Annotated in this window: 35 protein-coding genes; 29 read left to right on the top strand and 6 right to left on the bottom strand. The window is 63.3% G+C overall.

The window, feature by feature from the left end; genetic code table 11:
• Positions 1-30: 30 nt before the first annotated feature.
• The 14 genes from HAP48_RS39635 to HAP48_RS39570 all read left to right on the top strand — a co-directional run bounded on the left by HAP48_RS39635 (position 31) and on the right by HAP48_RS39570 (position 8,825).
• Positions 31-480 carry a hypothetical protein gene (locus tag HAP48_RS39635; protein WP_166204823.1) on the top strand — a complete coding sequence of 150 codons (450 nt, stop codon included), beginning with the start codon at positions 31-33 and terminating at the stop codon, positions 478-480.
• A 67-nt stretch (positions 481-547) separates the two neighbouring features.
• Positions 548-1,168 (top strand): head-tail connector protein, encoded by a 621-nt coding sequence (locus HAP48_RS39630; protein ID WP_166204825.1) that lies wholly within the window; start codon positions 548-550, stop codon positions 1,166-1,168.
• The gene (locus HAP48_RS39625; protein ID WP_166204827.1) at positions 1,168-1,527 is read left to right on the top strand and encodes a phage fiber-tail adaptor protein; all 360 of its coding nucleotides are present in this window, start codon (positions 1,168-1,170) and stop codon (positions 1,525-1,527) included. Before HAP48_RS39630 ends, HAP48_RS39625 begins: the two co-directional genes overlap by 1 nt.
• A 7-nt stretch (positions 1,528-1,534) precedes the next feature.
• The gene (locus HAP48_RS39620) at positions 1,535-1,930 is read left to right on the top strand and encodes a hypothetical protein (protein ID WP_166204829.1); all 396 of its coding nucleotides are present in this window, start codon (positions 1,535-1,537) and stop codon (positions 1,928-1,930) included.
• Positions 1,927-2,304 (top strand): hypothetical protein, encoded by a 378-nt coding sequence (locus HAP48_RS39615; protein ID WP_166204830.1) that lies wholly within the window; start codon positions 1,927-1,929, stop codon positions 2,302-2,304. The genes HAP48_RS39620 and HAP48_RS39615 overlap by 4 nt, the downstream gene beginning before the upstream one ends.
• Complete coding sequence (locus HAP48_RS39610; RefSeq protein WP_029084762.1) at positions 2,304-2,594, top strand: hypothetical protein; 291 nt, start codon at positions 2,304-2,306, stop codon at positions 2,592-2,594. Before HAP48_RS39615 ends, HAP48_RS39610 begins: the two co-directional genes overlap by 1 nt.
• Complete coding sequence (locus HAP48_RS39605; RefSeq protein ID WP_166204832.1) at positions 2,594-3,061, top strand: hypothetical protein; 468 nt, start codon at positions 2,594-2,596, stop codon at positions 3,059-3,061. The genes HAP48_RS39610 and HAP48_RS39605 overlap by 1 nt, the downstream gene beginning before the upstream one ends.
• Before the next feature lie 11 nt (positions 3,062-3,072).
• Positions 3,073-3,528: a hypothetical protein gene (locus HAP48_RS39600; RefSeq protein WP_166204834.1), complete on the top strand. Its 456-nt coding sequence runs from the start codon at positions 3,073-3,075 to the stop codon at positions 3,526-3,528.
• Between the two features lie 21 nt (positions 3,529-3,549).
• Complete coding sequence (locus HAP48_RS39595; RefSeq protein WP_166204836.1) at positions 3,550-4,776, top strand: phage tail tube protein; 1,227 nt, start codon at positions 3,550-3,552, stop codon at positions 4,774-4,776.
• Positions 4,777-4,883: 107 nt separating this feature from the next.
• On the top strand, positions 4,884-5,345 hold the full coding sequence (locus HAP48_RS39590; RefSeq protein ID WP_166204838.1) for a hypothetical protein: 462 nt from the start codon (positions 4,884-4,886) through the stop codon (positions 5,343-5,345).
• On the top strand, positions 5,342-5,707 hold the full coding sequence (locus HAP48_RS39585; RefSeq protein WP_224496761.1) for a phage tail assembly chaperone: 366 nt from the start codon (positions 5,342-5,344) through the stop codon (positions 5,705-5,707). The genes HAP48_RS39590 and HAP48_RS39585 overlap by 4 nt, the downstream gene beginning before the upstream one ends.
• Complete coding sequence (locus HAP48_RS39580) at positions 5,707-7,923, top strand: hypothetical protein (RefSeq protein WP_166204840.1); 2,217 nt, start codon at positions 5,707-5,709, stop codon at positions 7,921-7,923. The genes HAP48_RS39585 and HAP48_RS39580 overlap by 1 nt, the downstream gene beginning before the upstream one ends.
• A 3-nt stretch (positions 7,924-7,926) precedes the next feature.
• Positions 7,927-8,298 carry a hypothetical protein gene (locus HAP48_RS39575; protein WP_166204842.1) on the top strand — a complete coding sequence of 124 codons (372 nt, stop codon included), beginning with the start codon at positions 7,927-7,929 and terminating at the stop codon, positions 8,296-8,298.
• 2 nt (positions 8,299-8,300) lie between these two features.
• Entirely contained in the window at positions 8,301-8,825 is a 525-nt protein-coding gene (locus HAP48_RS39570) for a DUF1833 family protein (RefSeq protein ID WP_166204844.1), read from the top strand.
• A 199-nt stretch (positions 8,826-9,024) separates the two neighbouring features.
• Here HAP48_RS39570 and HAP48_RS39565 read toward each other — a convergent pair whose 3' ends face one another.
• Together HAP48_RS39565 and HAP48_RS39560 are read right to left on the bottom strand one after the other, a co-directional pair.
• Positions 9,025-9,225, bottom strand: a complete 201-nt coding sequence (locus HAP48_RS39565; protein WP_338029004.1) for a hypothetical protein — start codon at positions 9,223-9,225, stop codon at positions 9,025-9,027.
• A gap of 5 nt (positions 9,226-9,230) precedes the next feature.
• Positions 9,231-9,620 (bottom strand): hypothetical protein, encoded by a 390-nt coding sequence (locus HAP48_RS39560; RefSeq protein ID WP_175612231.1) that lies wholly within the window; start codon positions 9,618-9,620, stop codon positions 9,231-9,233.
• 602 nt (positions 9,621-10,222) lie between these two features.
• Here HAP48_RS39560 and HAP48_RS39555 point away from each other — a divergent pair.
• The 14 genes from HAP48_RS39555 to HAP48_RS39485 all read left to right on the top strand — a co-directional run bounded on the left by HAP48_RS39555 (position 10,223) and on the right by HAP48_RS39485 (position 22,273).
• Positions 10,223-10,654 (top strand): hypothetical protein, encoded by a 432-nt coding sequence (locus HAP48_RS39555; protein ID WP_166204846.1) that lies wholly within the window; start codon positions 10,223-10,225, stop codon positions 10,652-10,654.
• A 210-nt stretch (positions 10,655-10,864) separates the two neighbouring features.
• Complete coding sequence (locus HAP48_RS39550) at positions 10,865-14,125, top strand: host specificity factor TipJ family phage tail protein (protein ID WP_166205238.1); 3,261 nt, start codon at positions 10,865-10,867, stop codon at positions 14,123-14,125.
• Positions 14,126-14,132: 7 nt separating this feature from the next.
• Positions 14,133-14,570, top strand: coding sequence for a hypothetical protein (locus tag HAP48_RS39545; RefSeq protein WP_029085019.1), 438 nt, complete (start codon positions 14,133-14,135; stop codon positions 14,568-14,570).
• Positions 14,570-15,010: a hypothetical protein gene (locus HAP48_RS39540; protein ID WP_166205237.1), complete on the top strand. Its 441-nt coding sequence runs from the start codon at positions 14,570-14,572 to the stop codon at positions 15,008-15,010. Before HAP48_RS39545 ends, HAP48_RS39540 begins: the two co-directional genes overlap by 1 nt.
• Positions 15,007-15,411 (top strand): hypothetical protein, encoded by a 405-nt coding sequence (locus HAP48_RS39535; protein WP_166205236.1) that lies wholly within the window; start codon positions 15,007-15,009, stop codon positions 15,409-15,411. The genes HAP48_RS39540 and HAP48_RS39535 overlap by 4 nt, the downstream gene beginning before the upstream one ends.
• Complete coding sequence (locus HAP48_RS39530) at positions 15,408-15,974, top strand: hypothetical protein (protein ID WP_166205235.1); 567 nt, start codon at positions 15,408-15,410, stop codon at positions 15,972-15,974. The genes HAP48_RS39535 and HAP48_RS39530 overlap by 4 nt, the downstream gene beginning before the upstream one ends.
• The gene (locus tag HAP48_RS39525) at positions 15,971-16,339 is read left to right on the top strand and encodes a hypothetical protein (RefSeq protein WP_166205234.1); all 369 of its coding nucleotides are present in this window, start codon (positions 15,971-15,973) and stop codon (positions 16,337-16,339) included. Before HAP48_RS39530 ends, HAP48_RS39525 begins: the two co-directional genes overlap by 4 nt.
• 53 nt (positions 16,340-16,392) lie before the next feature.
• Positions 16,393-18,336: a pyocin knob domain-containing protein gene (locus HAP48_RS39520; protein WP_224496792.1), complete on the top strand. Its 1,944-nt coding sequence runs from the start codon at positions 16,393-16,395 to the stop codon at positions 18,334-18,336.
• On the top strand, positions 18,333-18,758 hold the full coding sequence (locus tag HAP48_RS39515; RefSeq protein WP_166205233.1) for a hypothetical protein: 426 nt from the start codon (positions 18,333-18,335) through the stop codon (positions 18,756-18,758). The genes HAP48_RS39520 and HAP48_RS39515 overlap by 4 nt, the downstream gene beginning before the upstream one ends.
• A 92-nt stretch (positions 18,759-18,850) precedes the next feature.
• Positions 18,851-19,093, top strand: coding sequence for a DUF6894 family protein (locus HAP48_RS39510; protein WP_166205232.1), 243 nt, complete (start codon positions 18,851-18,853; stop codon positions 19,091-19,093).
• Positions 19,094-20,048: 955 nt separating this feature from the next.
• On the top strand, positions 20,049-21,299 hold the full coding sequence (locus HAP48_RS39500; RefSeq protein ID WP_166205231.1) for a lysozyme family protein: 1,251 nt from the start codon (positions 20,049-20,051) through the stop codon (positions 21,297-21,299).
• The gene (locus tag HAP48_RS39495; RefSeq protein WP_166205230.1) at positions 21,296-21,697 is read left to right on the top strand and encodes a hypothetical protein; all 402 of its coding nucleotides are present in this window, start codon (positions 21,296-21,298) and stop codon (positions 21,695-21,697) included. Before HAP48_RS39500 ends, HAP48_RS39495 begins: the two co-directional genes overlap by 4 nt.
• 49 nt (positions 21,698-21,746) lie before the next feature.
• The gene (locus tag HAP48_RS39490) at positions 21,747-22,010 is read left to right on the top strand and encodes a hypothetical protein (protein ID WP_166205229.1); all 264 of its coding nucleotides are present in this window, start codon (positions 21,747-21,749) and stop codon (positions 22,008-22,010) included.
• Positions 22,007-22,273: a DUF1515 family protein gene (locus tag HAP48_RS39485; RefSeq protein WP_224496790.1), complete on the top strand. Its 267-nt coding sequence runs from the start codon at positions 22,007-22,009 to the stop codon at positions 22,271-22,273. The genes HAP48_RS39490 and HAP48_RS39485 overlap by 4 nt, the downstream gene beginning before the upstream one ends.
• 58 nt (positions 22,274-22,331) lie before the next feature.
• On the opposite strand, the gene tnpC is transcribed toward HAP48_RS39485, so the two are convergent.
• From tnpC to tnpA, 3 genes are read right to left on the bottom strand one after another with little or no spacing between them, the layout of a single operon-like run.
• Positions 22,332-24,005 (bottom strand): IS66 family transposase, encoded by a 1,674-nt coding sequence (gene tnpC, locus HAP48_RS39480; protein ID WP_166205228.1) that lies wholly within the window; start codon positions 24,003-24,005, stop codon positions 22,332-22,334.
• 46 nt (positions 24,006-24,051) lie between these two features.
• Positions 24,052-24,399, bottom strand: coding sequence for an IS66 family insertion sequence element accessory protein TnpB (gene tnpB / locus HAP48_RS39475; RefSeq protein ID WP_063676425.1), 348 nt, complete (start codon positions 24,397-24,399; stop codon positions 24,052-24,054).
• Positions 24,396-24,791 carry an IS66-like element accessory protein TnpA gene (gene tnpA, locus HAP48_RS39470; RefSeq protein WP_166202956.1) on the bottom strand — a complete coding sequence of 132 codons (396 nt, stop codon included), beginning with the start codon at positions 24,789-24,791 and terminating at the stop codon, positions 24,396-24,398. Before tnpA ends, tnpB begins: the two co-directional genes overlap by 4 nt.
• A 276-nt stretch (positions 24,792-25,067) precedes the next feature.
• Here tnpA and HAP48_RS39465 point away from each other — a divergent pair, with 276 nt between their 5' ends.
• The gene (locus HAP48_RS39465; protein ID WP_224496789.1) at positions 25,068-25,298 is read left to right on the top strand and encodes a hypothetical protein; all 231 of its coding nucleotides are present in this window, start codon (positions 25,068-25,070) and stop codon (positions 25,296-25,298) included.
• Positions 25,299-25,692: 394 nt separating this feature from the next.
• Here the strand turns inward: HAP48_RS39465 and HAP48_RS39460 are convergent, their stop codons facing one another.
• Positions 25,693-25,893 carry a hypothetical protein gene (locus HAP48_RS39460; RefSeq protein WP_166205227.1) on the bottom strand — a complete coding sequence of 67 codons (201 nt, stop codon included), beginning with the start codon at positions 25,891-25,893 and terminating at the stop codon, positions 25,693-25,695.
• Between the last annotated feature and the right edge of the window lie 15 nt (positions 25,894-25,908).

The following is a 25,908-nucleotide window of genomic DNA, read 5'->3' as shown; positions in this document are numbered from 1 at the left end:
CGTTTCGTTTCCCAACCATGAGGAGTGCAAATGCACACCAATCTCAAACCGTCGCAGCGCGTCAGCGTCGTCGACTCGATCAACCCGCAATCGTCCGCTGCCGCGCTGACCACGGGCTGGATCGATGCCGGCAAGTTCCACAACTACATGGCCGTGATCTCGCTCGGCGCGCTCGGCGCTGCAGCGACAGTCGACGCCAAGATCCAGCAGGCGACCTCGGCCGCCGGCGCCGGCGCAAAGGACATCGCCGGCAAGGCGATCACACAGCGCACGAAAGCCGGCGCGGACGATAACAAACAGGTCCTGATTAACCTCAAGCAGGAAGATCTGGACATCAATAACGGCTTTGGCTTTTTCCAGGTGCAGGTGACGCCTGCCGTCGCCGCGAGCCTGGTCGGCTGCTCCGTGCTCGGTTTCGATCCGCGGTACGGGTTCGCAACCGACAACGATGCGGCGTCAGTCGCCGAGTTCGTCGGCTGATCCAGCTGGCGCCTCGGCCGCACCAGGCCGAGGCGCCTCTTTTCCTTTTCCGGCAGGGCTTCCCGACATGCTCCGCATCTCTCAGCGTCCGGCGGGCTATCCCGTCACACTCGACGAGGCCAAGGCGCAGCTGCGCGTCTCGAGCACGAAAAACGACGCTTTGATCTCCGGCCTGATCGGCGCGGCAACGGGGCACTGTGAGGCCCTGGTCCAGCGCGCTTTTGTGCCGCGGACGTTCCAATGGGTGCTGCCGTGCTGGCGGCCTGTGATCGAGATCCCGATCGCGCCGGTCGTCTATGATGCGATCCATTCGATCAAGTTTGTCGATTGGGCGACCGAGACGCAGCAGACGCTCGATCCGGCGAGCTATGTCGTGCAAACCGCAGGCGACAGCGTCCGCATCTTCCCGAAATTCGGCGTGTCCTGGCCGCTCGCGTTCTCGCATGCGCCGGAGCCGATCGTCATCGAATTCGATGCCGGTTACGAGGATCTCGACGACCTGCCGGCGATCGTCAAAACCTGCATCCTGTTGCAGATCCGGCATCTCTACAGCATCGGCGAGACAAATCCCGCGCTGGTGCGCGATCTCGTCATCGGCGTCAGCGACAAGGCCTGGCAATTGTCGCCAGACGTCAAAACGCTGATCCCTGACGCGGTCTCGCTCCTCATGCTGTCGGAGGTCTGGTGATGGCCGATCGCATCCTCAAGGCGCCGCGCAACGTGCGGACGCTGCTGTTCTGGCCGGCCAAGGCGCCGGAGGAAGTCGTCGAGCGGGGTTTCGATTGGTCCGACGTTCTGCTCTCGCCGGCCGAGCGCGCGCGCCTGGCGGCCGGCGAGACCGTGACGCCGGCGGACGGCATCAAGGCCTCGAGCTATGTGCTGCCGCAGGGCATCGTCGCCAGCGCCTCGAGCAACACGGCGACCGTCGCGCTGGTGACGCTGACCGGCGGTGAGCTCGGCCGCGTCTACAGCGTCGCAAACCGGATCGAGACTGCAAAAGGTCAGCAGCTCGAGCGCGTCGTCAAGCTGCGCATCCGCGCGAAATGAGCTCGCGATGGACCGCGTCACGGCGCTGGTCGCGATCGCGCATCTGAAATTGCGGCTCGAGCTGCTCGAGCGGCATCCGGAGATCCTGGAGGGAATCGACATGATCGACATCAAACGGCCGATCGAGCTCGCCGGCATGCGCTCGCGCCTGGCGCGGGCAAAGAAGCTCGAGACGGATATCGGCGTCACGGGCCAGCGCTATGATCGCGTCCTCGACAAGATCGACGAGCAGCATAAGGCGCTGCAGGGGCACGCCGGCGAGCTCGAGAACAACTCGGCGCAGCTCGAGCAGCTGCTCGGCTCCATGATCGCGGGGGACAATGGCGGCCCAAACGATGGCGAGGCCGGCTCGAGCGGCTCCGAGGTCGGCCAGGTCATTACCAGCAAGGTTGACGGCCAGTGACGCCGGACGAGTCCCTCGACCAGCATATCCGCGCGCTCGAGGAGAACGGCGAGACCGTCCTGGTCCGACGTTACGCCGGCGTCGGGCCGGCGCGGGCCGTCGCGAAAGAGGCGGCCGTCCTGGCGAAGGTCAAGGGCTATCAGCCGGCGGAGATCGTCGGCGAGATCCGCCAGGGCGACAGACATGTCATCCTGCTGAATGATCCCTCGGCGGCGGTGCCGGACGGCAAGGTTGCCTTGTCGACCATGCTGCCTCTGACGGATCGAGATTTCCTGGTGATCGCCGGCGCCGAGGTCAGCATCAAGGGCGTCGACGACGCGACCAGGTGCGTCCAGGGCCAGATCATCGCTTTCGAGATTCAGGTCCGCGGCTGATGGGCAAGGTATTCGACGAGGCCGATTACCAGCGCAGGCTCGACGCGGCGCGCAATGGGATCTCGACCAGTGAGGAGCTCCGTTTCGTCATCACGGGCGACCTGGCCGGCCTCAACGCGCGCAAGGCGTTCCAGGAGGCGAAAGAGCGCGCGCTGCAAAAGGCGCGGGCCAAGATGCTGCAGCGTATCGACCAGGAGATGACCGATCGCGACCGCGACGGCGTTTTGCCGACAGAGGTCGAGGAGATCGTCACAGGTCCGCATGATGAGCTCGTTTCGGTCGATGGTTGATGCGCATCGTTTTCCGCTACCTGGCGATGCAGGACATCGTCGATTTCGCGATCGAGACGCTGCGACAGCGATCGCCGGTCGGATCTGTCGACGATCCGCATCCCGGTCTCTACCGGGATAGTCACACGGTTTTCCTAAGTGGTCATGTCGTCAGCGACGTTTCGGCTTTTCGGCGCGGCGACCAGATCAATATCTCCAACCCGGTCCCTTACGCGCGCAAGATCGAGATCGGCCGGATGAAAATGAAGGTCGAGCCGAAGGTCTATCAGGAAACCGCGCTGCTGGTCGCGGCGCGGTTCGGCAATCGCGCCGCAGTGAAATTTACGTTCATGCCGGTCCGGTTCGGCGACGTCGCGGCCTATGCCGCGTTCTCGCAGCAGATCAAGGCCGGCCGGCGCCGCATGTCGGACAAGGCGCGCCAGGACTGGCTCGTCCGGCAGCCGGCCCTCGAGATCCGGGCACGCTAGAGGTTATTCCCATGGCTGATTATGCCGGCGCCGTCGCAGCGATGCGCGCGCGCTATGTAGACGGGTTCATGGCGGCGCCGAGCTCGTTCCAGAATGAAGATCCGCCGCAGACGCCCTGGCCGCCGCAGGGCGCGCCCTGGTGCTATTTCGAGGTCGTCGAGACCTTGCGGCGCAAGCGCGGCGTCGGCACGCCTGGCAATCAAACCTGGCTCGTTACTGGCAACATCTTCGTGCATGTGTTCGTGCCGAAGGGCTACGGGTTCGCCGCGCATCTCGCGCTCGCCGGCCAGGCCGGCGACCTGTTCAAAGACGCGACGTTCTACAACGCCGAGCCTGGCGCTTGCGTGCGCTGCTGGGGCGAGAACGGCGAGGGGCCGACCGTCCAGGGCGGCGACGGCGCCTCCGACGACGGCAACTGGTTCGGCCTGGTTGTCGTGATTCCTTTCCAGTTCTTTTTCATCGGCTGATCCAAACAGGAGACTGATCGCATGGTCTATCAAAGCAATTCTGCCGGCCGCATCGCCTATAAGGCGCAGGCTGGCCTCGGCCAGATCGCCGCGGGCGGCGCCGGCGCTACTGTGCTGCCGATCTCCGGCGGTGCAGGTGCCAAGCTGTCGAAAGCTGCGACGGAATCGCAGACGATCCGTAACGACGGCATGTCGATCCGCGGCCGGCACGGCACGCAGAAAACCTCGTCGAGCTACAACGCCGAAATGTGGCTCGGCTCGCATGACGCGATCCTCGAGGCGATCATGCGCGGCACGTGGGATGCGACGGCGCTCAGCAAGACGCAGGCCGATTTCACGTCATTGACGACGGTCGCGGACGGCATTGTTTTCGCCAGCGGCTCGCCGATCGATATGGGCTTCAAGGTCGGCGATATCATCCGCGCGACCAATCTACCGGACGCAGGCAACAATGGCCGCAATCTGCGGATCTCGGCGCTGTCCTCGACCAAGATCACGGTGCCGGAGACGCTGGTCGTCAATGCGGCGCCGGATACGAATTGCACGATCGCGCGGCCAGGCAAGCGCCTGGTCAACCCGGCCGCACTGGTCCGCCGCTATTTCGGGATCGAGGAATTCGAGAGCGACATCGGCAAGTCGACGGTCCTCGACGATTTCGTCTGGGGCACGGGCAAATTCTCGATGGCGCCGAACGGAATCATCACGTTCGATCCCGGCGGCATCGGGACCGGCAAGATCCGGCCGTTGAATGCCGGCGTCCCGTATTTCACTGATCCGCAAGGCACCAACGGCACGCCGTTCGCCGTCGTCGACGCAACCATCCGCCTCGGCGGCGTCGACCTGGTCGAGCTGACGTCGTTCGATCTGTCGCTCGATATCCAGCCGAGCGCGCCGGATGCGTTCGGCTCTGGCAACATCAAGTATGCGCCGGACGTGTTCACTGGCCCGCTGCGGGTGTCGCTCAACCTGACCATGCTGCGCAAGGATCTGCAGCTGTTGACCGATTTCGTCAGCGAAACGCAGTATTCCCTCAACATCCTGGCCGTCGACAACATGAGCGAGCCGAGAGACTTCATGTCGATCACGGTGCCGAATTTCACGCTCGGCGGCGTCGATCCCTCGGCACTCTCCAAGCAGGGCGGCGGTCGCACGCAGACGATCACGATCCCGCCCGCGCTGGTCGGCATCGATACCTCGGCGACCGGCAATAACAGCATGATCTCGTTTCAGACCACTGCTGCAGCGTAGCGTTTTGAGTGATCGGCGCCGACAGAGGCCGATGGAATGTTCTCGCGAGAACCGGCCGCAGGGTTGTCGGACCCTGCGGCCAACCTTTCCGACAAAAGGCACCCGACATGACTGAATCAACTGCAATCCTCGATCTCTCCGCGCATTTGCCGGTCGACACGTTCCGGCTGCAGATCCGCAAGCCTGGCACGGATACGCCGCTCGGTTGGGCGATCGATCTCGCCGGGCCTGCGCATCCGCAGACGATCGCGCTCAACAATGAATCGACCCGCGACGCGATCGAAAAGGAGAAGGCGATCGAGTTCGCGCAGGTCAATGGCCGCAAGTGGAAAACCGAGGATGAGACGGTCGCCGATCGGCGCCGGCAGAACGTGACAAAGGTTTGCCGGCGCATCGTGGGATGGTCGCCAAATCCGACCTTCAGGACGGTTTCGCCAGATCCGATCCCGTTCTCGATCGAGAGTGCCGTCGACCTGTTCCTGCGGCCGGAGCTCGGCAGCTTCTTTGTCCAGGTGACTGACTACCTGACGAGCGAGCGGGCTTTTACGAGGCCCTCAAGTCAGACTTGAGGGCATTCGCCGAGCGCAGCTTTCTGCTGTCCTCGAGAGCCGGCGACGCCGGCGAGACCTATCGGCAGGTCCTCGAGGGCCTCGTCCTGCGAACGCGAGATCCAAAGCGGAGGGCCGAGCGGGAAGCGATCCTGACGGTCCCGCCGATTCCGCGAGCGCTGAGCTACCTCTGGCGCATCTATGACCGGCTGCGCCGGCGCAAGGGCGGCAATGGCTTCGCGCTGTCGCCGATCGAATGGCAGGACATCGACGCTTTCCTGCGTCGGACACAAACCGACCTGGCTCCGTGGGAGCTCGAGATCCTCGAAATGCTCGATGATCTCTATCTGGTCGATTACTCAAAACTGCAGACGGAGGAGTGATGGCCGACCAGGTCGTGACCGAGCTCGTCATCGATGCGAACACGCAGGGCGCATCCGATTACCAGCGGGCGATGGACAGCGCCGCCGGCGCCGCGCAGCGCGGCACGGACGCGGCTACCGGCTTTAACGTCGGCCTGGTCGCGCTCGGCGCCGGCGCTATCGCGGCGGCGGCCACGGTCAACAAGGCGCTGGACTATATCGTCAGCTTCAACAAGTCGCTGGCCGACCTGTCCTCGCTCGCCGATCGCGTCGGGCTTTCGCTCAAGGATCTGCAGGGTATCCAGTTCGGCGGCCAGATCGCCGGGCTGACCGAAAGCCAGATCAATGCGGGGCTGGAAAAGTCGGCGCAGCTGCTCAACGACGCGCAGCGCAACGCTAATTCGCTGTCGAAAGAGTTCGATGCCAACGGCATCAGCCTGCGCAATGCTAACGGGCAGCTGATTAGCCAGAACCAGCTGCTGCAGATCGCCGCCGACCTGGTCAGCCGTGCGCGCAGTCCGCAGGACGCGATCGCGATCGCGCAGATGCTTGGCTTTACCAAGGAATGGGTGCCGCTGCTGCAGCAGGGTGCAGGCGCGATGGCGGATATCGGCAACCAGGCGCAGGCTGCCGGCGCCGTCATCGACGACGAGACGGTCAAGCGCGCCTCCGATTTCGATGCGGAGTGGCGCAAGAGCTCGATCCAGTGGTCGCTCTACATGAAAGAGGCTGCCGCAGGCCTGCTGCCGGTCATGGATGACCTGATCGAACGGGCCGCCAAGTTCTTTAAGTCGCTCGACCGTGACTCGATCGAGAAGGCCGCAAGCGAGCAGCTCAGCGCTTTGTCCAACAGTGTCGGCGGTCCTAACGCAGATCAAACGGTCGGGCTTAGGATCGATATCACGCCGGAGGCAAAACAGGCGGTCGACGAGCTCTCGAATGCCGGCTCGCTGTGGGACGGCTGGGTTAAGCTGCTCGGCATCGTTTCCGCCAACCAGCCGTTAGCCAACATCAGGACGCTCTCGCCTGATGAGATCAAGTGGTACGCCGGGACCGGCTCCTCGATCTCCGACACAAGCAACGCGCAGAGCGATTGGGCCTGGCAGAACCAGGCTGCATCGCTCAAGTCGATGCAGGCAGGCCTGAACGGCCTGCAGTTCGGTTCGCGGTCTAACGTCGCATCGAAGGACACGGCGGATGATCCGGTCGATCGCGCGATCAATACGCTGCGTCGTCATACCGAGACGCAGGAGGCCGATACCAGGGCAGTCGGCCTCGGCGATGCCGCGCTCGCGGCCTTCCGCGCGACGGCCGCCGAGACCTCGGCAGTGCAGGCCAACGGCGGTAAGGAAACCGCCGACCAGGCGGCGCGGTTCGCAGATCTGCGCGATCGCGCCGCGGAGGCTGCCGACGCCCTGGCGCGCGCCAAGGTGAGCTCGCAGATCGATTTCAGCAGTAAGACGGCGTTCCTGTCCTCCGACGACGTCGCGATCGCGACGCAGCTCAAGGGGATCTATGGAAACGACGTTCCGGCGGCGCTGGATAGCACCTATGCCGCTGCGATCCGGACCAACAGTGCCTTTAAGGGGATCTCGGGGGCGATCGAGAGCGACCTGGTCAACGGCCTGGCCGATATCACGACGGGCGCCAAGTCGGCCGGCCAGGGCTTTGCCGACATGTCGAACCAGATCATCCGCGCGATCGAGCAGATGATTATCAAGATCACGATCGTCGAGCCGCTGATGCGATCGCTACAGTCGGCGGCCGGCGGCCTCGGCGGGTTTTCGATCGGCGGCGCGTCCGCCGGCGGCGCATCGTCGACCGGCTTTACTGGCGGCCTCGGCGGCCTCTACCACACGGGCGGCATCATTGGTTCGGAGCCGACGTCGATGCGCTACATTCATTCGGCGTATTTCGAGGACGCGAAGCGTTTCCATAGCGGCGGCATCGCCGGCAACGAGGTCCCGATCATCGCGCAGCGCGGCGAGGGCGTCTTTACGCCTGGCCAGATGGCTGCGCTCGGAGCTGCCGCCGGCGCCGGCGGCGGCCGTTCGCCGCAAGTCACTATCAACAATTACACGGATGCCGCGCCGAGCGTCGAGCAGGCGCCGAACGGCGACATCACGGTAACACTGCGCAAGATGGTCGACGGCGCTGTCGGCGACTCGCTGTCGACCGGCACTGGCCGGCGCGTGCTCGGCGACCAGTACGGCGTCAAACCGTTCACGGGGCAATAAGCGATGGCCTTGCCGGCATTTCCGATCGCAAACGCCGTCATCCTCAAAGACGGCTTCAATCTGCAGCGCTCGCGAGATCCCATCGCGACCGATATGGAGCAGGGCAACACGCGGCAGCGTGCGCGGCCTGGCGACAATGTCGGCACGGTGACGCAGACGGTGCGTTTCTATGCGGCCGATTATGACGCTTTCGTCGAGTGGGTTAAGACGACGCTCAATCTCGGAACGGCGCGTTTCACCATTGATGTTTGGCTCGGAACGTCCCTGGCGAACAAGGTCTGCCAGTTTATCAAGCCGGGCACGACGCTCGTCGCCAGCTGGCCTAATCCGGGCCAGGTCGACGTCCGCATGACGCTCCGGGTTTACGACGTCTAGCCATGCCGACGCACAATGAAGCGCTGCTCGAGGCCTATGCCTCATGTCCACCTAGCGCGCGGATCTACTACACGCTCGAGCTCTGGCAGTCGTCATTCGATCAGCCGGCGCGGGTCGTCGCCAATGTCGGCGATGATATGGCCTTTGGGCTCGAGGCTGGTGCGCCGCGCAACGCCGGCGAGGCCGCGACATTCATCGCTTGCCCTTTCGAGGCCGGCTATCCGGAGCAAAAGGAAGGCCAGCCGCCGTCGACGACGATCAAGATCGACAACGTCAACCGCGAGCTGGTGCCAAAGATCCGCGCGGCGCAGGGGACGCGGGAATATATCCAGGTGCTCTATCGCGAGTATCTCGGCAGCGACCTGACCGAGCCGGCCTATGGGCCGATCGAATTCGAGCTGCGCAGTGTGCAGATGGTCGGGGCGTCGCTGACCGGAACGGTCATGGTGAAAAACCTGCAGAACAAGCGGTTTCCGCGCATCACCAAGAATTATGATTATGTGCAGTTTCCATCCTTACTGGCTTAAGGTGCCGAAGTCCGCTTTAGCTTCACAAAGCGACCTTGCACAAGGTATCGTCGAATGTCAGCCTTGGGCCACTTCCGGACTCATGCACCTTAAACAAGGACTCACTCGATCGGCAGGCCTTGGTGGCTATCGAACGGTCCCAGTCAGTAATTGCACCCTTTGGAGCGGTTCAACGCAACCGGGGAAGCGGCTTTCCACCCTAAGCTCCCCTGCCATCCTGTTTGCCGATCACGCAGCGCCATGCCGCAAGGCGTTCGGCCGGGTGCTCCTTCATCCACGCAGCGAGTTGCGGCGCACCCATCAGACAGGACTGCATCGAGACGTCGGCGAAGTCTGAGGTGGTAACGGTCTGCTCGTGGCAATTTGCCGGAGAGGAGAGCTTGCAGAGCACGGCGATGATCTTGATTACGGCTGGAGAGCCCCATCGCTGCGATGAGCATTTGCCCGGATGATCTTGATGGCCTTGGCCACCGTGCGCGGATTCAGGCCTAGCGCGCGGATCACTTCCTTCTTCTTGCAGCCGAGGTTGCATTCGAGGTAGCCGCGCACACGCTCGACGTTGAATGCCTCCAGCTCCTTGGAGCCGGGGCGCAGGTTCAGCGCTTCAATGGTACAGAATTCGGGGGACATGTTTGAAGCGGCCCACCCGGTCATGCACGCCATTCGACGTTCAGCGCTAGCAGCCGATCGGGCGAATGCTTTGGCCGCATCAACATGCGAAGCAGCCTTCTCAGCTCGCCGCTCGTAGTCGTCGGCAAGGGCCTTGAGCTGACCCGCACTCGCTGAGTCGGTCATGGTTTGGGCTGCGCGGAGCAAAGTCCATGCTGTCTCTAAATATGCCTTGCCTCGCTGTGAGACCTCGACCATCACAAAGTCCTCGCGCGGTGCTCTAGCAGCTGGTTGAAGGTGATCCGGAGCCAACCCACCCAATTGCGGTCACTTTCCCTGCGAGCTCTGAAGCGATCGGCGCACTTCTTGGAACAAAGAGGTGTTCGCCACGAGTAGTGCCGGACGAGACCGAACTTGCCATCACAAACTGCGCATCGTGCGGCACTGCCAGATTTAATGCTTTCGGAGCAGTTGAGCATTGTAGTCTCCTCTTGGCCTTATCGCAGCTGTTCGTCGATCATCCTTTTTCACTGTCGCACTTGATGAGCCTGTGCGCCGTTCCAAACGCATGCAGCCTAAGACGATCACGATCAACAGCTCAACTGAACGTAGGTAATCGTCCGGCATCTAGAGGGGTGAACGGAACGATACGAAGGTTTAGGGCGCCCCCCGTTTCCGCAATGGTCCAAAAGCCGCCCATGGCGGTCAAGCTGACCGACGTCCGCTCTTTCTCAATGAGCTGACCTACGTCGAGTTATCCGCCCAGTCGTTTGGAAGGAAACGGGCTCTTGTCTATTGATCGTTCGTCATTCCTGTCGCCGCTGATCGGCGAGCTATGGGCCTGGCAGTCCCGCAACTGCTGGGATTTCGCCTGCCATGTGCAGCGCGAGCTGTTCGGCCGCGAGCTGCCACAAATCGCGGTGCCGGCGGATTTCAGCAGGCGTTGGGTGCTCGAGGAGTTCGCCGGCCATCCGGAGCGCGCGCGCTGGCGCCCGGTGCCGGACGGTCCTGGCGGCCTGGTGATGGCCGCTGACGGCGCCCTGGTCCTGATGGCCCATGCGCGGTTTCCCGCGCATATCGGCGTCTGGCTGCGCCAGGAGGGCCGGGTGATCCATTGCGATAGCCAGGCCGGCGTCGCCTGCGAAACCGTCCTGGCGCTGCGCCAGGTCGGTTGGAAAAACCTTATGTTCTTCGAGCCGGTGACATGCACGGATCTGTGAAGCGATTGCCCAAGCCGCCGGCGAGCTCGCCGGAGCGTCCGCGAGCTCGTCGCGAGCGCCGCAGCGACGCCGCGCGTCAGCCGGTGCTGGCTCGAGGTCGGTCGCGCCGAGCCGCGGCCGAGGGAGACCGTCGCGGCCTTCCTGCGGCGTACAGGCTGGGCAACGCGCGATCGGGCTTTCGGCTGGCAGTTCAAGAAAGGCCTGCCGACCGTGCTCGAGATCAACGGCGAAGCCGTGCTGCGCAGGGATTGGCAGTCGCGCCGCATCGGGCCGGCCGATGCGGTTCGCTTCATGTCCTATCCGCTCGGCGGCGGCCAGGGCGGCAATACGGCCAAACAGATCATCGGCCTGGTCGCGTTGGTCGCGGTCTCGGCCTTCGCCATTTGGGCCGGCCCTGCGCTGTTTGGCGCCGGTACGTTTGGCGCGCTCGCGACGACCGCGGGGATCGGCATCGGCGGCTCGCTGCTCGTCAACGCCCTCGTGGCGCCAAAGGCCGGCGCGACCAATACGCCGAGCGCAACGCAGGACCAGATTTACTCGGTCGCAGCGCAGGGCAACGTCGCCAAGCTCGGCCAGCCTTTGCCGGTCTGGTATGGGCGCGTCAAGGACTATCCGGATTTCGCCGCGACGCCCTGGGGCGAGTTCATTGCCAACGATCAATACCTCAACGTCCTGCTGTCGCCGACGATGGGCAGCATGCAGTATGAGGCCGTCTATATCGACGATACCGTTTTCTGGGACGCGACCAACGGGATCGCGGCAGCGTTCTCGGATGCGCAGATCGCCTTTTATGAGCCTGGCAGCGCGGTCGCCTTGTTTCCGACCAACGTCGACCAGTCCGCCGAGGTCAGCGGCCAGCAGCTGCCATCGGGGACGGGGACGTCAGGCGGACAATATGACGCCAACGGCCTGCCGTTCGGGGCCTCGGCGAGAACGCCTGGCGCCTGGATTGGACCATTCGCGGCAAACCCGGCCGGAACATTGGCGCAATCGCTGGCCGTCGATTTCGTCTTTGCGGCCGGCTGCTACACGGTCAACGGCCAGGATGGCTCTATCGGTTATTCTAACGTCGGCCTGACCGCAGAATATGCGACCTGCGACAACGCCGGCGCGCAAACCGGACCGTTCAACCCGCTGTTTTCGATCGTGCGGCAGTATGCATCGCAGGCGCCGGCCCGCGACAGCGTCAAGGTCGACGTCGCACCTGGCCGTTATCTTGTCCGCTTTCGCCGCGAGGACGCCGAGCTGTCCGGGACCGCGGGCAGTAATTCCGTGCTCTGGGCCGGCCTGCGCTCGTTCCTGAAAGGCAGCAATTCGTTTCCGGACGTCTCGACGATCGCGATCCGGTTGAAGGCGTCGCAGTCGACGCAGGGCGCCTATAAGTTCGGCGTGCTGGGCACGCGCAAGGTGCCGGTTTGGAATGGGGCGGCCTTCGTCACGCAGGCAACCCGTAACCCGGCTTGGGCCTTCCTCGACGCAGTCACCAGCGGTCAGTATGGATCGGGGCTGTCGATCGCCAAGGTCGACTTTAACGCCGTTGTGGCGCATGCGGCCGGCTGCGACGCGCGCGACGACACATTCGATTATCGGTTTACGACGGCCGTCGCCGTGCCGGCTGCGCTTAACAAGATCCTGGCGCCGTCTCGAGCGCAGCATTACTGGCTCGGCGATACCGTCTCGATCGTCCGCGACGAGTGGCGCGACATGCCGACCATGCTGATGACCGATCGCGAGATCGTGCGGGATTCGATGCAGGTCAGTTTCACCATGCTCGGCGAGGAAGATCCCGACGCTGTCGTGGTCGAGTATGTCGACGAGAGCACCTGGCGGCCGGCACAGGTGCAATTTCCGCCGGACAGCGACACATTTACGTCGGTCAATGCCGAGACCAAGCGCGTCGACGGCATCGTCAACCGTGACCAGGCATTCCGGGAATGCGCCTTTTACTATCTGCAGTCGATCTATCGGCGGGAAAACGTCGCGCTCGGCTCGGAGTATGAGGGCAGGGCGATCACGCGCGGATCTGTGGTCAGGGTTCAATCCGATCTGCCGGAGAACTACGGTTACGGGGGCGCCGTCGTCGGCATCGCCGGCGCGACGCTGACGCTCAATCCTGCGCCGGTCTGGGATAGTGGGCCGTTCTATATCCGGTTGCGGAAGCCGAACGGGAAATTCTTTGGTCCGGTGCTTTGCAGCCGCGGCGTCGATGCCGCGCATGCGGTCCTCGACGCTGCCAGCCTGGCGACCGCGGAGAGCGGGAAGGCGACGACGCTGGCGGCCGTCCTGGCTCGCGAGGATGGTGCGGAGTATCCGTCATTTGACCTCGGCACGGGTGCAAGCCAATCGCGGCTGTGCGTTGTCCTCGACGGCTCGCCGAACGGCGACCAGTTCACGCTCAACATGGTGGTTGATGACGAGCGGGTTCACGCGACGGATCTCGGCAACCCGCCGGTGCTGCCGAGCGCGCAGTATCCGTCAAACGACAAGGTCCCCCTGGTCTTTGGGCTCAATGCCTACATGAGCCAGGGCACGGCCGAGCCGCGGCTGTTCGCCAGCTGGTTTCCGACCGCGGGCGCGATCTACTACGTCGCCGGCGTCTCCTATGACGAGGGCAAGAATTGGACGCAGGTCTATGAGGGGGCCGAGAACCAATTCGACACGGTCGTCAGCCTGGCCGCGGTGCGGCTGCGCGTCCAGGCGGTCAATGCGACGATGCGCGGCGCCTATTCGACCGTCGACCTCGAGGCGCCGACCGTCAAGCTGTCGCCGGGCATGGTCACGCTCGAGTCGTTCAATGCGGCTCTGAAAAATCAGGTCACGGCGGTCGCGGATCAAGATAACGACGAGATCAATGCGGCCCTGCAGCTGATCTCGTCGACCGCGGCAAACCAGGACGCGCGCAATTGGCTCGACAAAAAGTCGATCAAGTCGGAAATCTCAGCCCGTGTCGGTGCGGCCTTCGCGCAGATCTCGACAGTCCAGACCGTGGCAGTCGATGCGCAGCAGGCGGTCGCCGATCTCACGACGTCGGTCAGCGCTCAGTTTGGCGACGTCAACGCATCGATTACCGAGCAGTCCAGCGCGATCTCGAGGATCGACGGCTATGCCGCGGCTGCCTGGTCTCTGACGCTCAACGTCAACGGCTACGTGACCGGAATTCAGCTGGTCAATGGCGGACCTGGGGTCTCGGCCTTCACGGTCGTCGCCGACAAGTTCCAGATCCAGCTGCCGGGCTACAACGGGAATTTGCCAAAGGCTGTTTTTACGGTTGGCACGATCAACGGCGTCGCCTCGATCGGCATCACGGCGAATATGTATCTCGACGGCGTGCTGACGGCACGCATGATGAACGTCGGCACATTGAGCGCGATCACGGGCAACGTCGGCACGCTGACCGCTGGCGTGATCCAGAGCACGGACGGCAAAATGGTCCTAAACCTGACCGCCGGCTCTCTGATTATTTCGGAGTGACCGGACGATGGCGGTCCGGATCTATATTGATGCTTCGCGGGTGACGGTGTCGAAGCCCGGATACGACGCGCAGTTTCCGCCGGCCGTCGATTACAAGTATCTGTCGCTCGACAGTCGGCTCAACCAGGGCAGGCCGCTCGAGGTGGGGCTGATTCCAGCCTACACGTTCCTGAGTGGCACCAAGATATTCTATTCGGGCACGTATCCGACGCCGCCGGCGGTGGACATCGTCCCTTACAGCCTCTCCTCAGGCGTCGCGGGATACGGCCAGACGTTGGTCATGCGTGACGCCAACAGCTCTACCGCCATTCAGCGCTCGCCGTTCGCTGTGCTGTGCGCGAGGGACGGATTTACGCCGGATGATTCCGGCCTGGTGTTCGCCAGGTACTCCCGCTTGCACGGGCTCGCGTTCAATCTTTTCTATATCGCTTGGAAGGTCTGGTAATGGCTCGCCGGTTCCTGATGGGCCTGCATCCGAGCCTCGGTCAATATGGCGTCTGGCTTTCGGTGCCTGCTGTCGACGTCGTCACGGCCACTGCCGCTGCGCAGTTCCTGCTGAAATCGGACGTCAAAAACGAGCAGGTCATCATGTCGGGCAGCATCTTCCTGCCAGCGTTGAGCGGCGCGGTTGCAATTCCGTATCCGGCGACGCTGCCGCAAAACCCGTTTGTCTCGTTTCGCACCTACATAGATTCGGGTGTCGTGTCCTACCCGTACAGGCTGGATATGGCGGTGCCGAGGGACATCACGATCGGCGGCGTCGTCTATTACGAGATCCAGAACGGATTTCAGATCCAGAACAACACCATGACGTTCAACAATCTGATTTCTGAGTCCTACGGCATTTATGTCGACTACATGATCTTCAATCGGAGCCTTGGGTGACGCAGCGGGTTTTTATGCAGGGCGGAGCTGGCGCGAGGCTCGTCGTCAGCAAGCCCGGCGTTGATGCAGCGCTCGCCAACCTGGATCAAACGGTGTTCGATTCCCGCTGGTCTGGTCACCAGTTCTATTTGAGCGGCACGCTGGACAGTATCAATGACAGTACCGCGCAATTAAACTTCGGGGAGACGCTCGACGCGCCGCCGTTCATGCTGGGCTATTGCGATCCGAGCATCCTTCTAAACCCTGGCGCGCAATATCTGCAGTGCGAAGCCTACCGCGGAGGCGGCACTGATTTCTGGATCTACGCGGCCGTGACGACCTCGTCCATCGTGTTTCGGTTCAAGTTCGGCAACCAGCAAGGCCGGCTCTATTTTTCGCTTTTCAGGAGGATCGCAGGATGACGGGGGTAACACTCGACGCGGCATGGGCGGTGCCTGGCTACACGCCGGCGAGCGTCGGCGGAGAGGCGGTCGCGGTCAGTCCAGAGGCCATTGCGGTCACGATCGAGGAGCCGGAGGCGGTCAACAAGACCAAGACGCTCGTTCGGCATGATGCGAACGGTTTCATCACGCAGGTCATCCTCGAGGCTGCCAGGCCGATGGACGAGATTTCCAAATCGTTCACCGAGGCCGGCATTGACCACATTCTGTATGATGGACCTGTCGACATCAAAGACGCCTATATCGACCTCTCGCAAGATCCGCCGGCGGTGCTGCCAAAGCCTGACGTTGTCATCAGCGGCGAGATCCGGCCGATCAAGGCCGACGGCGTCGACGCTCTGCATCTGACTGTGCAGCCGGAAAAGTGCACGGTTTATGTTTGGTACGACGGCAAGCTGGTCCACCAGGAGGACGTCGCCGATGGAAAGATCGAGTTCGCGATCGACCAGGCTGGTGCATTCCGGGTGACGATCGTCGCCGCGCAACCCTACAAGGTTTGCGCCTTCGAGGTGCTCGCGCAATGAGAATTCAGATTGCGCCTTTGGTGCAGGAGAAGAAGCGCGCCGAGCGCAGGGTCAACACGTTCCTTATGGTCGACGGCCATGACGTCGCGCATGCGCGCAAGCACATGCTGGCGCTGTCGGTCCAGAACGGCGCCGCTCCGACCGCGGAATTCCAGGAGGCCGCGCGGATCGAGGGCAAGACCGCGCAGGAGCTCGCGGCCGTCATCCTGGCGAAACCGGACGAGCTCATGGTCAAGGAAAACAAGCGCAGGGGGCTGATCGTTGCGGTCCGCAACGCGCGGAGCCTGACCGAGCTGAATAAGATCCTCGCCGATAACAGTGTCCCGGCGCATTACGAGGACCAGCGGCTGGCCCTGCTGCCATAGTCCAGCGGCCTCCGCTCCACAAAACTCAAAAAGACAATCGAGAGGTTATCGAGATGACGGCGCTTGCCAGTTACGCGACCGGAACGGTTTCCGTTGCGGTCAACGGTACCGTTGTGACCGGATCGGCGACGATCTGGTCGGGCACGAATGTCCGGCCTGGCGACATCCTGCAGATCGGCAATTTTCAGACGATCATCGCTGACGTCACTGATCCGACGCATCTCGTTATCCCGCCATGGGGCGGCGGCGCGCAAGCCGGCGTCGCTTATGTGGTTTGGAAAGTGTCGCCGCAGCGCATCGCCGGCGCGCAGGCGATGGCTGATGTTTCCGCGCTCGTCGCGGCGTTGAATACGACGGGCTTCTTTTGGTTTGTCGATGCGTCGCTCGCTGCGCCTGATCCGTCGCTCGGCTCGGATGGTCAATTTGCGCTGCAGCCGTCGACCGGGAAAATGTGGGTTCATGTCGCCGGCGCCTGGTCCTTCCTCGGGATCTATCGCGGCCTCGGCACGCCGGCGCCGTATGACAACGCGAAAACCTATAACCTGATGGACGTCGCAACCTCTGGCGGCTCGTCCTACGTCTGGATCAATCCGGCGCCGGGCTCCGGCCAGGCGCCGCCGAATGCGACCTATTGGGCCGTGCTCGCGAGCAAGGGCGACCAGGGCGCGCAGGGTATCCAGGGCGCGGGTTACGGCGGAACGTCGACGACGTCGCTCACGATCGGCGCCGGCGCGCAGGCGTTCACGACGCAGGCCGGCCTGGCATATCAGAACGGCGCGCGCGTGCGGGCGAGCTCGACCGCCAATGCGGCGAATTGGATGGAAGGCCTCGCGACCTATGCCGGCACGATCCTGACGATCGCGGTCGACAAGACCAGCGGCGCCGGCACGATCGCGAGCTGGAATTTCAACATCGTCGGCCAGCCCGGCGCCGGCGATATGTCGTCGGCGAACTACCTTTCAGAGTTGGCGGGGAATAAGCCGCTCGCGCGCACTAATCTCGACATTCTCCAGATGGTGGACAAGAGCGGCGCGGGCTGGGATTTCAATGCGATCGTTGCAACGGGCACCTATCAACTCAGCAATCCGACGAATTCCAACGCGCCGTTTCCCGGTGCGCTTTGGTATCTTGAAGTTTTTGCGTACAGCATCGCCGGCTACGTTATGCAGCGGGCTACACCCATAAATGCCAGCGCGGCAAACACGTACACGTATGTAAGAGAGTTTGTAAACGGAACAACGTGGTATCCGTGGCGGTTGCTGCTGCCGGCCGACGATAATCTTGCGGCGTTGCCAAATAAAGGAGCAGCGCGAACCAATCTCGGCGCGGTCGGCCGGCTCAACCTGCTGCGGTTCACGGCGTCAGGCACCTACAATCCGTCCGCGAACATCATCGGTGCACTGGTCGAGGCGGTCGGCGGCGGCGGCGGCGGCGCCGGCGGCGGCGTTTCGCCGAATGCGTCCTATGTGCTCACGGGGCCGGGTGGCGGCGCCGGCGGCAGGGCTCTCCGATGGCTGACAGCAGCGCAGCTCGGCGCCGCGCAGACGGTTGCGATCGGCGCCGGCGGAGCTGGCAACTCCGCCGGCGCCGGCGGCACGGGTTCGCCGACCAGCCTGGGATCGCTCGTCGTCGCTTCCGGCGGTCTCGGAGGCGGTGCCATGTCGACCGGCTCGGTTGGCGCGCCAGGTGGCGGCGGCACCATCACGACGGGCGATTATGGCTTTACCGGCAACACTGGCGACCAGGGCCACTATCAGCAGATGGCCTCGACGACAAACATCATCGTCGGCAAGGGCAAGGGTGCTGATAGCCCGTATGGCAGCGGCGGCGTCGGGATCATGGGCAACGCGACGGCGTATCAGTCGAATGGCAACGCGGCGACCGGGTTCGGCGCCGGCGGTGGCGGCGGCCTCTCCAACCAGTCGGCCGCGTCCAACGTTGCCGGCGGCGCGGGCTCGTCCGGTCTAATCAACCTCTGGGAGTTTCTCGCACAATGATCGGTTACATTCTCGACGCGCAGGGAAGCATCGTCAGCGCGCTTGTGTTCGACGACGAGCCTGCGGAGTTCACGCCGCCGGAAGATCACACGCTGGTCATGGGCGGCGACTACGCGATCGGCGGCAAGCTCGTCGCTGGCGTCTACACGGCGCCGCCGGCGCCGCCGGCAGCTGATCCGCTGCCGCCTCCGCCTCCGCCGGATTCGTGCACCAAGCTCGGTCTGAAACGCGCTTTTGACGAGCTCGGCAATTGGGCCGCGGTCAAGGCCGCGATCGCCGCGGATGCGGCCGTCCAGGAGGAGTGGGATCTGGCGACCGAGATCCGGCGAGCTGATCCACTGGTCCAGCACATGATCGCGGTCGTCGGCCTCTCCGACGAGCAGGTCGACCAACTGCTGATCCGCGCCAACGCCCTGGTCTAGGACCACTTGCGGCGTTAGAGCGGATACTCCGGGGACATTTTCCGGGGTTTCCGTGGGTTGGGAACTTGGTTAGCTGACCCGCGTTTCACCGAATGCGCCGATATCATTTTGACCTACGCGACGGTGAAGCACTGGTTCCCGATGAAGAGGGAGTAGTGCTGCCTGACCTAGGATCGGTGCAGGAAGAAGCTGCGAAAGCCTTGGCCGACATGGTCCACAATGCGGCCCTAAAATCTGTCAGCCTAGTTCAGATGGCGATCGAGGTACGCGACGACGACGGACCCGTGATGCACGTTAAGTTCGCGGTCGATATCCTCAGACAACAGCAAAATTGATGCGTTTACGTCGGAGCCTTGAGGCCGGGTGAGGAAAGCCACTCGTTCAGGTGCGATCCGGTTTCGGCTTGTCGTGCCTTGCGGATTGTGGCGTCCCGAACCGCACCGGGCGGAAGCAATTTGGCTTGCTCGCGCAGGCAGTATGCTTCTTCGGCAAGGTGCCGCTCTAGACTTTCAGGTTGTGTGTAGTGGCGTAGCTGCTGCATAGGGCTGCTCCGTTCCATACAGGAAGGCGGGAGCGCGTGATGGGCGTTCTCATCACCGATAGGGGCCAACAGGGCGGTGCGGTGACCGGGGCAATCTGGCATGTCCGGTAGCCTAGATATGGTCAATATAGACCACATCGGGAAAAGTTAATGAATCTCAAAAAGGTGAATGGGCCGCCACTGAGGCGGCTTTCAGAAGCCTAGGACAAGTGCGGACGGCCCCAGCACTTTGGGGCCATAGGGTCCGGTGCTGCTAATCCGCGCGAACGCCCTGGTGTAACCGAGCCGCGTTTCTTCATTCCACAATCGGCACATGGGCCGCGGTCAAGGCCGCGATCGTTGCGGATGCGGCCGTCCAGGAGGAATGGGATCTCGCGACCGAGATCCGGCGAGCTGATCCGCTGGTCCAGCACATGATCGCGGTCGTCGGCCTCTCCGACGAACAGGTCGATCAACTGTTGATACGCGCAAACGCCCTGGTCTGACCTTTTTATCTAAGCGTGAATAAGAGAATGAGCGCCGAGGCCGTCGTCGCGATGACGATGACACAACCGATTATTGTGACCCAGTCCACCTTCATACCAACACGGTCGCTCCCGCTGGGATCAGGAAGATTGACATAGGTCAAAGCCCGTCGCGAAGGCCCGACAGACCGACCCTGTCAGAGAGCAGATCGGACAACTTCCAATAGGAGCAACCGCCTGGTCTGACCGGGCCGCGCTCTTTCATTCCACAAAAGGATTATCACGATGACCAACGCAGCGGTTTCTGCGAGCGCTATCGATTTGCATGGGATCTCGCGTGCGGCCTTCGATCTGATCGTCGCCGCCGAGGTCACCAGCGAAGCCTGGTATTCAAAGCATCTGAGCGGGCCGACCTGGCCCGGTGAACAGTCCGGCGTGACGATCGGCTGCGGCTATGACGTCGGCCAGACGACGCGGCAGCAGTTCCTGGCCGATTGGTCCGGCAAGATCCCGGATGCGATGGTCAAGGCGCTGGCGAAGTGCTGCGGCGTCACGGGGCAGGCCGCGGCCGCGCTGGCGCGCAAGCTGCGCGGCGTCGTCGATATCCCGTGGGACGTCGCGCTCGAGGTTTTCGCAAACCATGACATTCCGCGCTATCTCGCGATCTGCAGGCGGCTGCTGCCTGGCTTCGACGAGCTCTCGCCGGATTGCAAAGGCGTCATCCTCTCTATCGCGTTTAACCGCGACGCCGGGGGTTTCAACAGGCCGGGCACACGCTGGACCGAGATGCGCCAGATCAAGGCGGCGATCGGCAGCGGCGAGCTCGCCAGGATCCCTAGCCTGATCCGTTCGATGAAACGGCTCTGGCCGGACAGCAAGGGGCTGCGCATCCGCCGCGACGACGAAGCTGCGCTATTCGAGCATGGCCTCGCGACGTCGCATCCGCATGAGCATGCGAAGCTCGCGACGACGCCGGCGCCGGTAGATCCGGACGTCGTCGCGCATGTCCAGGCGCGGTTGCGCGAGCTCGGCTATTACGACGTCGGCCAGGTCGACGGCGAGCAATCGTCGCAGGGCCGGACCGAGGGAATGATCCTGGCCTATCGCAACGCGCGCGGGCTGCCGCTGACGCCGGCAATCGACGACCAGCTGATCGCCGAGCTCGGCAAGCCGCAGGCGCCGCGCCAGGTCGCCGAGACGCGGAGCGGCGCGACCGTCGCGGATCTCCGCGACGATGGCTCGCAGACCATTGCGCTGACCGATCGGGCCAAGGGTTGGGCCGGCAAGATCTTCGGCGGCTCGAGCGGCCTCGGCACGGCCGGCGCGCTCGCTTGGGTGACCGATCGCGCGACGCAGGTCTCGGCTGCAAAGGACGCGGTCGGCGGCCTCGGCCTGACGCCTGGTGCGATCCAGACGATCGCGATCGGCCTCGCCGCCCTGGTCGTCGTCGCCGGCGTCGGCGTCCTGGTCTGGTTTGTGGCGGACACGCTCGAGCAGCGTCGCCTGGCCGATTACCGCGCGGGGAAACACGCATGAGCTGGATCGTCGCAATCGTCATGCGCCTGGCGGGCCTCGCCGGCGTCAGCCTCTCGCCCTTCGCCGCCGGCGCCCTGTTCGCCGGCGGCCTGGCTGTCGTCGCCGGCGGCGCTGCGATCGCCGGCGCCGCGCATCTCTACAACGCCGGCTTTAGCTCGGCCGATGCCAAATGCGAGGCGGCGCAGGTCGCCGAGCAGAATGCTCAATTGCGGGCGCGCCTCGAGGAGAAGGATCGCCAGCTCGTTTTCGCCAACACCCTGCAGCAGCGCGACGCCAAGCGCGCCGCGGCGGCCGAGGCGCAGCTCAAGTCTAACCAGGGGGCAATCGATGCAACGCCGACTAACGCTAACAAGTGTTTTACTCGCGACATGTCTCGCCGGGTGCGCGGGGTTCGGTAGCCAGGAGCGGACGCAGGCTCCGCCTCCGGATCCGCCGAACATTCCGGCGATGCCGGCGGACGTTGCAGCATGCGAGCGGACGCCGGTCGATACGCCGGATCGCGACCTCAACGCCGGCGAGATCGAGCGGCTCTGGAAAACCGACCGCGCGGCGCTGGCAAAGGTCAATGCCTGCCTGCGGCGCGCCGTCTGCCAATACCAGGACGTCCGCCAGGGCATCGGCCGCGTTGAGGGCGTCGCCTGCGAGAGCGTGCCGCCGGCGGAAGCGCCGGCGCCTCAGTTCGGCCTGTTCAAGCGAAAGAAGGCGAAATGAGCGGCGACGAGATCGGCAGCGTCAATGCTGCGTTGCTCCAAATGGCCGCGAAGATCGGCGGCCTCGAGTCGACGGTTTCGACGCTACTCCAGACCTGGCAACGGATGGAAGAAAAGGCCTCAGAGGGCCGCAAGGATCTGCACCAGAAGGTGGACGCGCTACGCGCCGAGATGACGGCAATGGGAGCGCAGGTCGCGACAGCGACAAAAGATATCGCTGACATGAAGCCGACCGTTCGTACGCATACGACGGAGGCCGCCTGATTGACGCATGCGCGCGGGCACGGCGAGGTCTATGATGGCATTGGGTGAAGGGTGAAGGTCAGGCGGCCTGCTGATTGGCTGGCTTGTCGGCCTGGCGCAGGAGCTTCCATTCCCAGGGCAAGAGCTCGTGCAGACGCGATGCGGGATGATCGGCGATACGGGCCAGGACGTCGGCGAGCCAGGCCTTGGGATCGACGTCGTTGAGGCGACAGGTCGTGATCATCGTCAGCATGATGGCGGCACGGTCGGCGCCGCGTTGGCTGCCGGCGAAGGTCCAGTTGCGCCTTCCCAAGGCGATGCCTCTCAATGCGCGCTCAGCGCAATTGTTGGTCAAGCAGATCCTGCCGTCGTCGAGGAAGCGGGCGAAGCCGTCCCAGCGCCTGAGCATGTAGTTAATCGGCTTCAGGACCTCGGAGGAACGCGAGAGGGTTTCGCGCTCGCGGAGCAGCCAGGCATGCATGTCCTCGAGAAGTGACTTACTCTGTTCCTGGCGAGCGGCACGCCGCTCGCCGGCACCGCGGCCGTTGATGGCGCGCTCGATCTCGAACAACGTATCGAGGCGTCTGACAGCCTCCAGCGCGATCGGGGAGACCGGTTTGCCTTTCTTGCCTTCCCGAGCATTTTTCTCGATATCAGCCAGCTCGAAGAAGCCCCGCCGCGCATGGGCCACGCAAAACGCCGGCGTAATCGGCAGCGCCTTCTTCTGCGGGTCGAACAGCGGCTCGAAGCCGCTGTAGCAATCCGCCTGCAAGATGCCGGCGAAGGCGGCCAGATGTCTCTGTGGATGCTCGCCTCGTCGGTCGCTCGAGGCGTAATAGACCGCTGCCGGCGGCGCAGGCCCGGCGAACGGCCGGTCATCCCGCACATAAGTCCAGATCCGCCCGGTCGTGCACTTGCCCTTCGCCAGAATACGGATGGTGGTGTCGTCGCCATGAAGGCGCTCGGCAGCGAGCACGTGGCGTTCGATCAAGTGGAAGAGCGGCATGACGGCGAAGGTCCCGTGGCCGACCTGGTCGGCCAGCGTCGACAACGGCAGGTCGATCCCCTCGGCCTTAAAGCGCGCACTCTGGCGGTTGAGCGGGATATGCATGCCGAACTTGTCGAACAGGATCGTCGCCAGCAATTGTGGGCCGATGAAGCCGCGCGGCGTGGCATGGAACGGCGCGGGCGGCTGGCTGATCTTCTCGCAATCGCGGCAGGTGAACTTCTCGCGTACCGTCTCGATCAGCTTGAAGCGGCGCGGGATCTCCTCCAGCGTCTTGGTCACATCCTCACCGATCTTCGCCAGCCGCGATCCACCGCAGCAGGCGCAGGTCGTTGGAGTCTCAATGACGACGCGCTCGCGTTCGATATCGTCAGGCCATGGCTTGCGCACCGGCCGCTTGCGCATGAAGGGGCGGACGTTCTGCGTCTTCGCCGCTGCGGCCTGTGCGGCAAGCTCATCCTCGCTCGCCGTGGTGACGAGTTCTTCGAGCTCCAACTCCAACTGCTCGAGCAGCCGTGCCGAGCGCTCGGATCGCTGCCCGTGCAGTTCGCGTTTCAGCTTCTCGATGCGCAACTCGAGATGAGCGATCAGCGCCTCGGTATCCGACAGTTTCGCCTGCGCATTCGCGGCTTGCGCCTGCCAGTTGGCGGCCTTCGCCTCGGCTTTCTGTCGCGCCTCACGCTCGGCCTGCAGCGCCGCCAGGGCACTGACAAGGTCCGATGGAAGATCATCCGGCTTCGATATCATGGAGCCATTGAATCAGATCGAGCAGCAGATTCAAACCGTAAAACGACTATCCGACCCGCGTCGGACGCTGGGTTTCTTGAGGGTTGCGCCAATCGATCCCGGACAACAGATAGCTCAACTGCGCCGGAGAGATCGTTACCGATTCACCAGCAACCGATGGCCAGATGAACCTGCCTCTCTCGAGTCTTTTGGTGAACAAGCAGGCGCCCTGGCCATCGTGCCAAATGACCTTCAATAGATCACCGCGTTTGCCCCGGAAGCAGAAAAGACCGCCGCCCATGGCGTCGCGCTTGAGCACTTCCTGCACGCGCAGAGCCAGGCTCGGAAAGCCGCACCGCATGTCGGTATGGCCCGTCGCCAGCCACACCCGCACGCCCGTCGGGATCGGGATCATCGGCGCGCCAGGCCCCGAGCAATTCGAACGACCGCCTCGATATCCGCACCGGGGCCGAAGACCACGCGCAGCCCCTGAGGGCTCACGATTTCGATCTGACCTGTCTCGACAGCTTCCGTCGTTGGCGGCGTACTTGCCGCAACTATCGCAGGGACGAATGTCGGGCCGATCGAATCCTCTTCGGCCGGATCATGACAGGTCCAAGCCTTGCGCCAGCTCAGCAGAAGCTGACGTGATATCCCATACCGGCGAGCCGTCGCCGACACCAGTCGTGGCCCCGAGAAGCTCTCCTCTACGATTCTGAGCTTCTCCGCACGCGTCCAGCGTCGCCGCCGACCGGTCTCCACCAAATCCATGCGGCTCAGCACCGCACTGTCCTTATGTCCGTCCATAAGGACAGTCAGCTACAGATCGGAAAAACTCGCAAGACGGCCGCCCTCGGACGGATACGACCGTTCAGGCCGTTCAGAATGTGCAAGTGCAGGCGACAGGCGTACGGAATGTCAGCCGCTGGCTTTATTGGGCCGCCGTTCCTTTGAGTGGTGGTGTCGGCTGGATCGTTACGAACTTCGTCGACATTCATTTCAAGCGCTGACGCCTCCCGATGCCGCGCAGCATGCATCAGAGGAACCAATCCGTGGAGTTTAGGTTCCACGGAGGCGACTCCCATGATTTGGCGTGGAGTGCCGTTTTTCCTTCTGGTTTGTTTGAATGCTTTGCCCGCATATGCCGGCGACTTGCCGCGCCTTCATCGGGTGTCTTGCGTCGTGGTCCGCTATTACGTGGCGAAATACACTGCGCCTGCTGCAGAATCCTGGGCGCGATCCAGGGGAGCGACCGATTCGGAAATCGAGTCTGCGCGGCACTGCTTGAAAGTGATTCACACAGCCCAACAATAAGGCAGGGGATCGCGTAAAAGCTTGGGCGATAAACCCAGTCGTGTCCTTACGGGCGCGTCTTTCAGCAATAGCGCAGAAGGCCAGCCTCGGGAGTCATTTAACGAACTCCAATTGAACAAACTCCATGGCAACGAGTTGTCCCTTATGCGGATACCCAAATCGCCAACGACTGGCCCAATGAGCGTGCAGCATATCGAGCGTAGCTCGACAGCGCCCACCCAGATGGCTATGACGCCAACGGTCGGCGAACACCGGACGCCACTACCGAAAAAACTCAAGGCAAGGGCAGATGCCGCCCGCGCAGCGATCGCACGGATTATGGTCCGCAATTCCCTGCGGACGCAGCGTCAAGCGCAAAAAAAGGGCTAGCAGTCCCGGCCAGCAGGTTCCCTGTTCAATCGCTGTAATCGATCCTCCGGTCCAAATCCTGCAGGTACGATAGGCCGTGTACTGTCAATCGGTGCTGGTCTCTCTCGCCTGCGGTGTACAGTTTCATCAGATGCCGGGAAAGCAGTTCACGGGCTCCCTTCGTCTCGCCACGGTCGGCGAGCACGCCGTATATCCTCAGCGCGCGATCAATAGGAAGAATGTTCATTGGATCAACTCATGC

The sequence above is a fragment of the Bradyrhizobium septentrionale genome (assembly GCF_011516645.4).
GTDB classification, from domain to species: Bacteria; Pseudomonadota; Alphaproteobacteria; order Rhizobiales; family Xanthobacteraceae; genus Bradyrhizobium; species Bradyrhizobium septentrionale.
The sequence above is the reverse complement of the archived record's forward strand: the minus strand, read 5'-3'. Positions and strand labels throughout refer to the sequence as shown.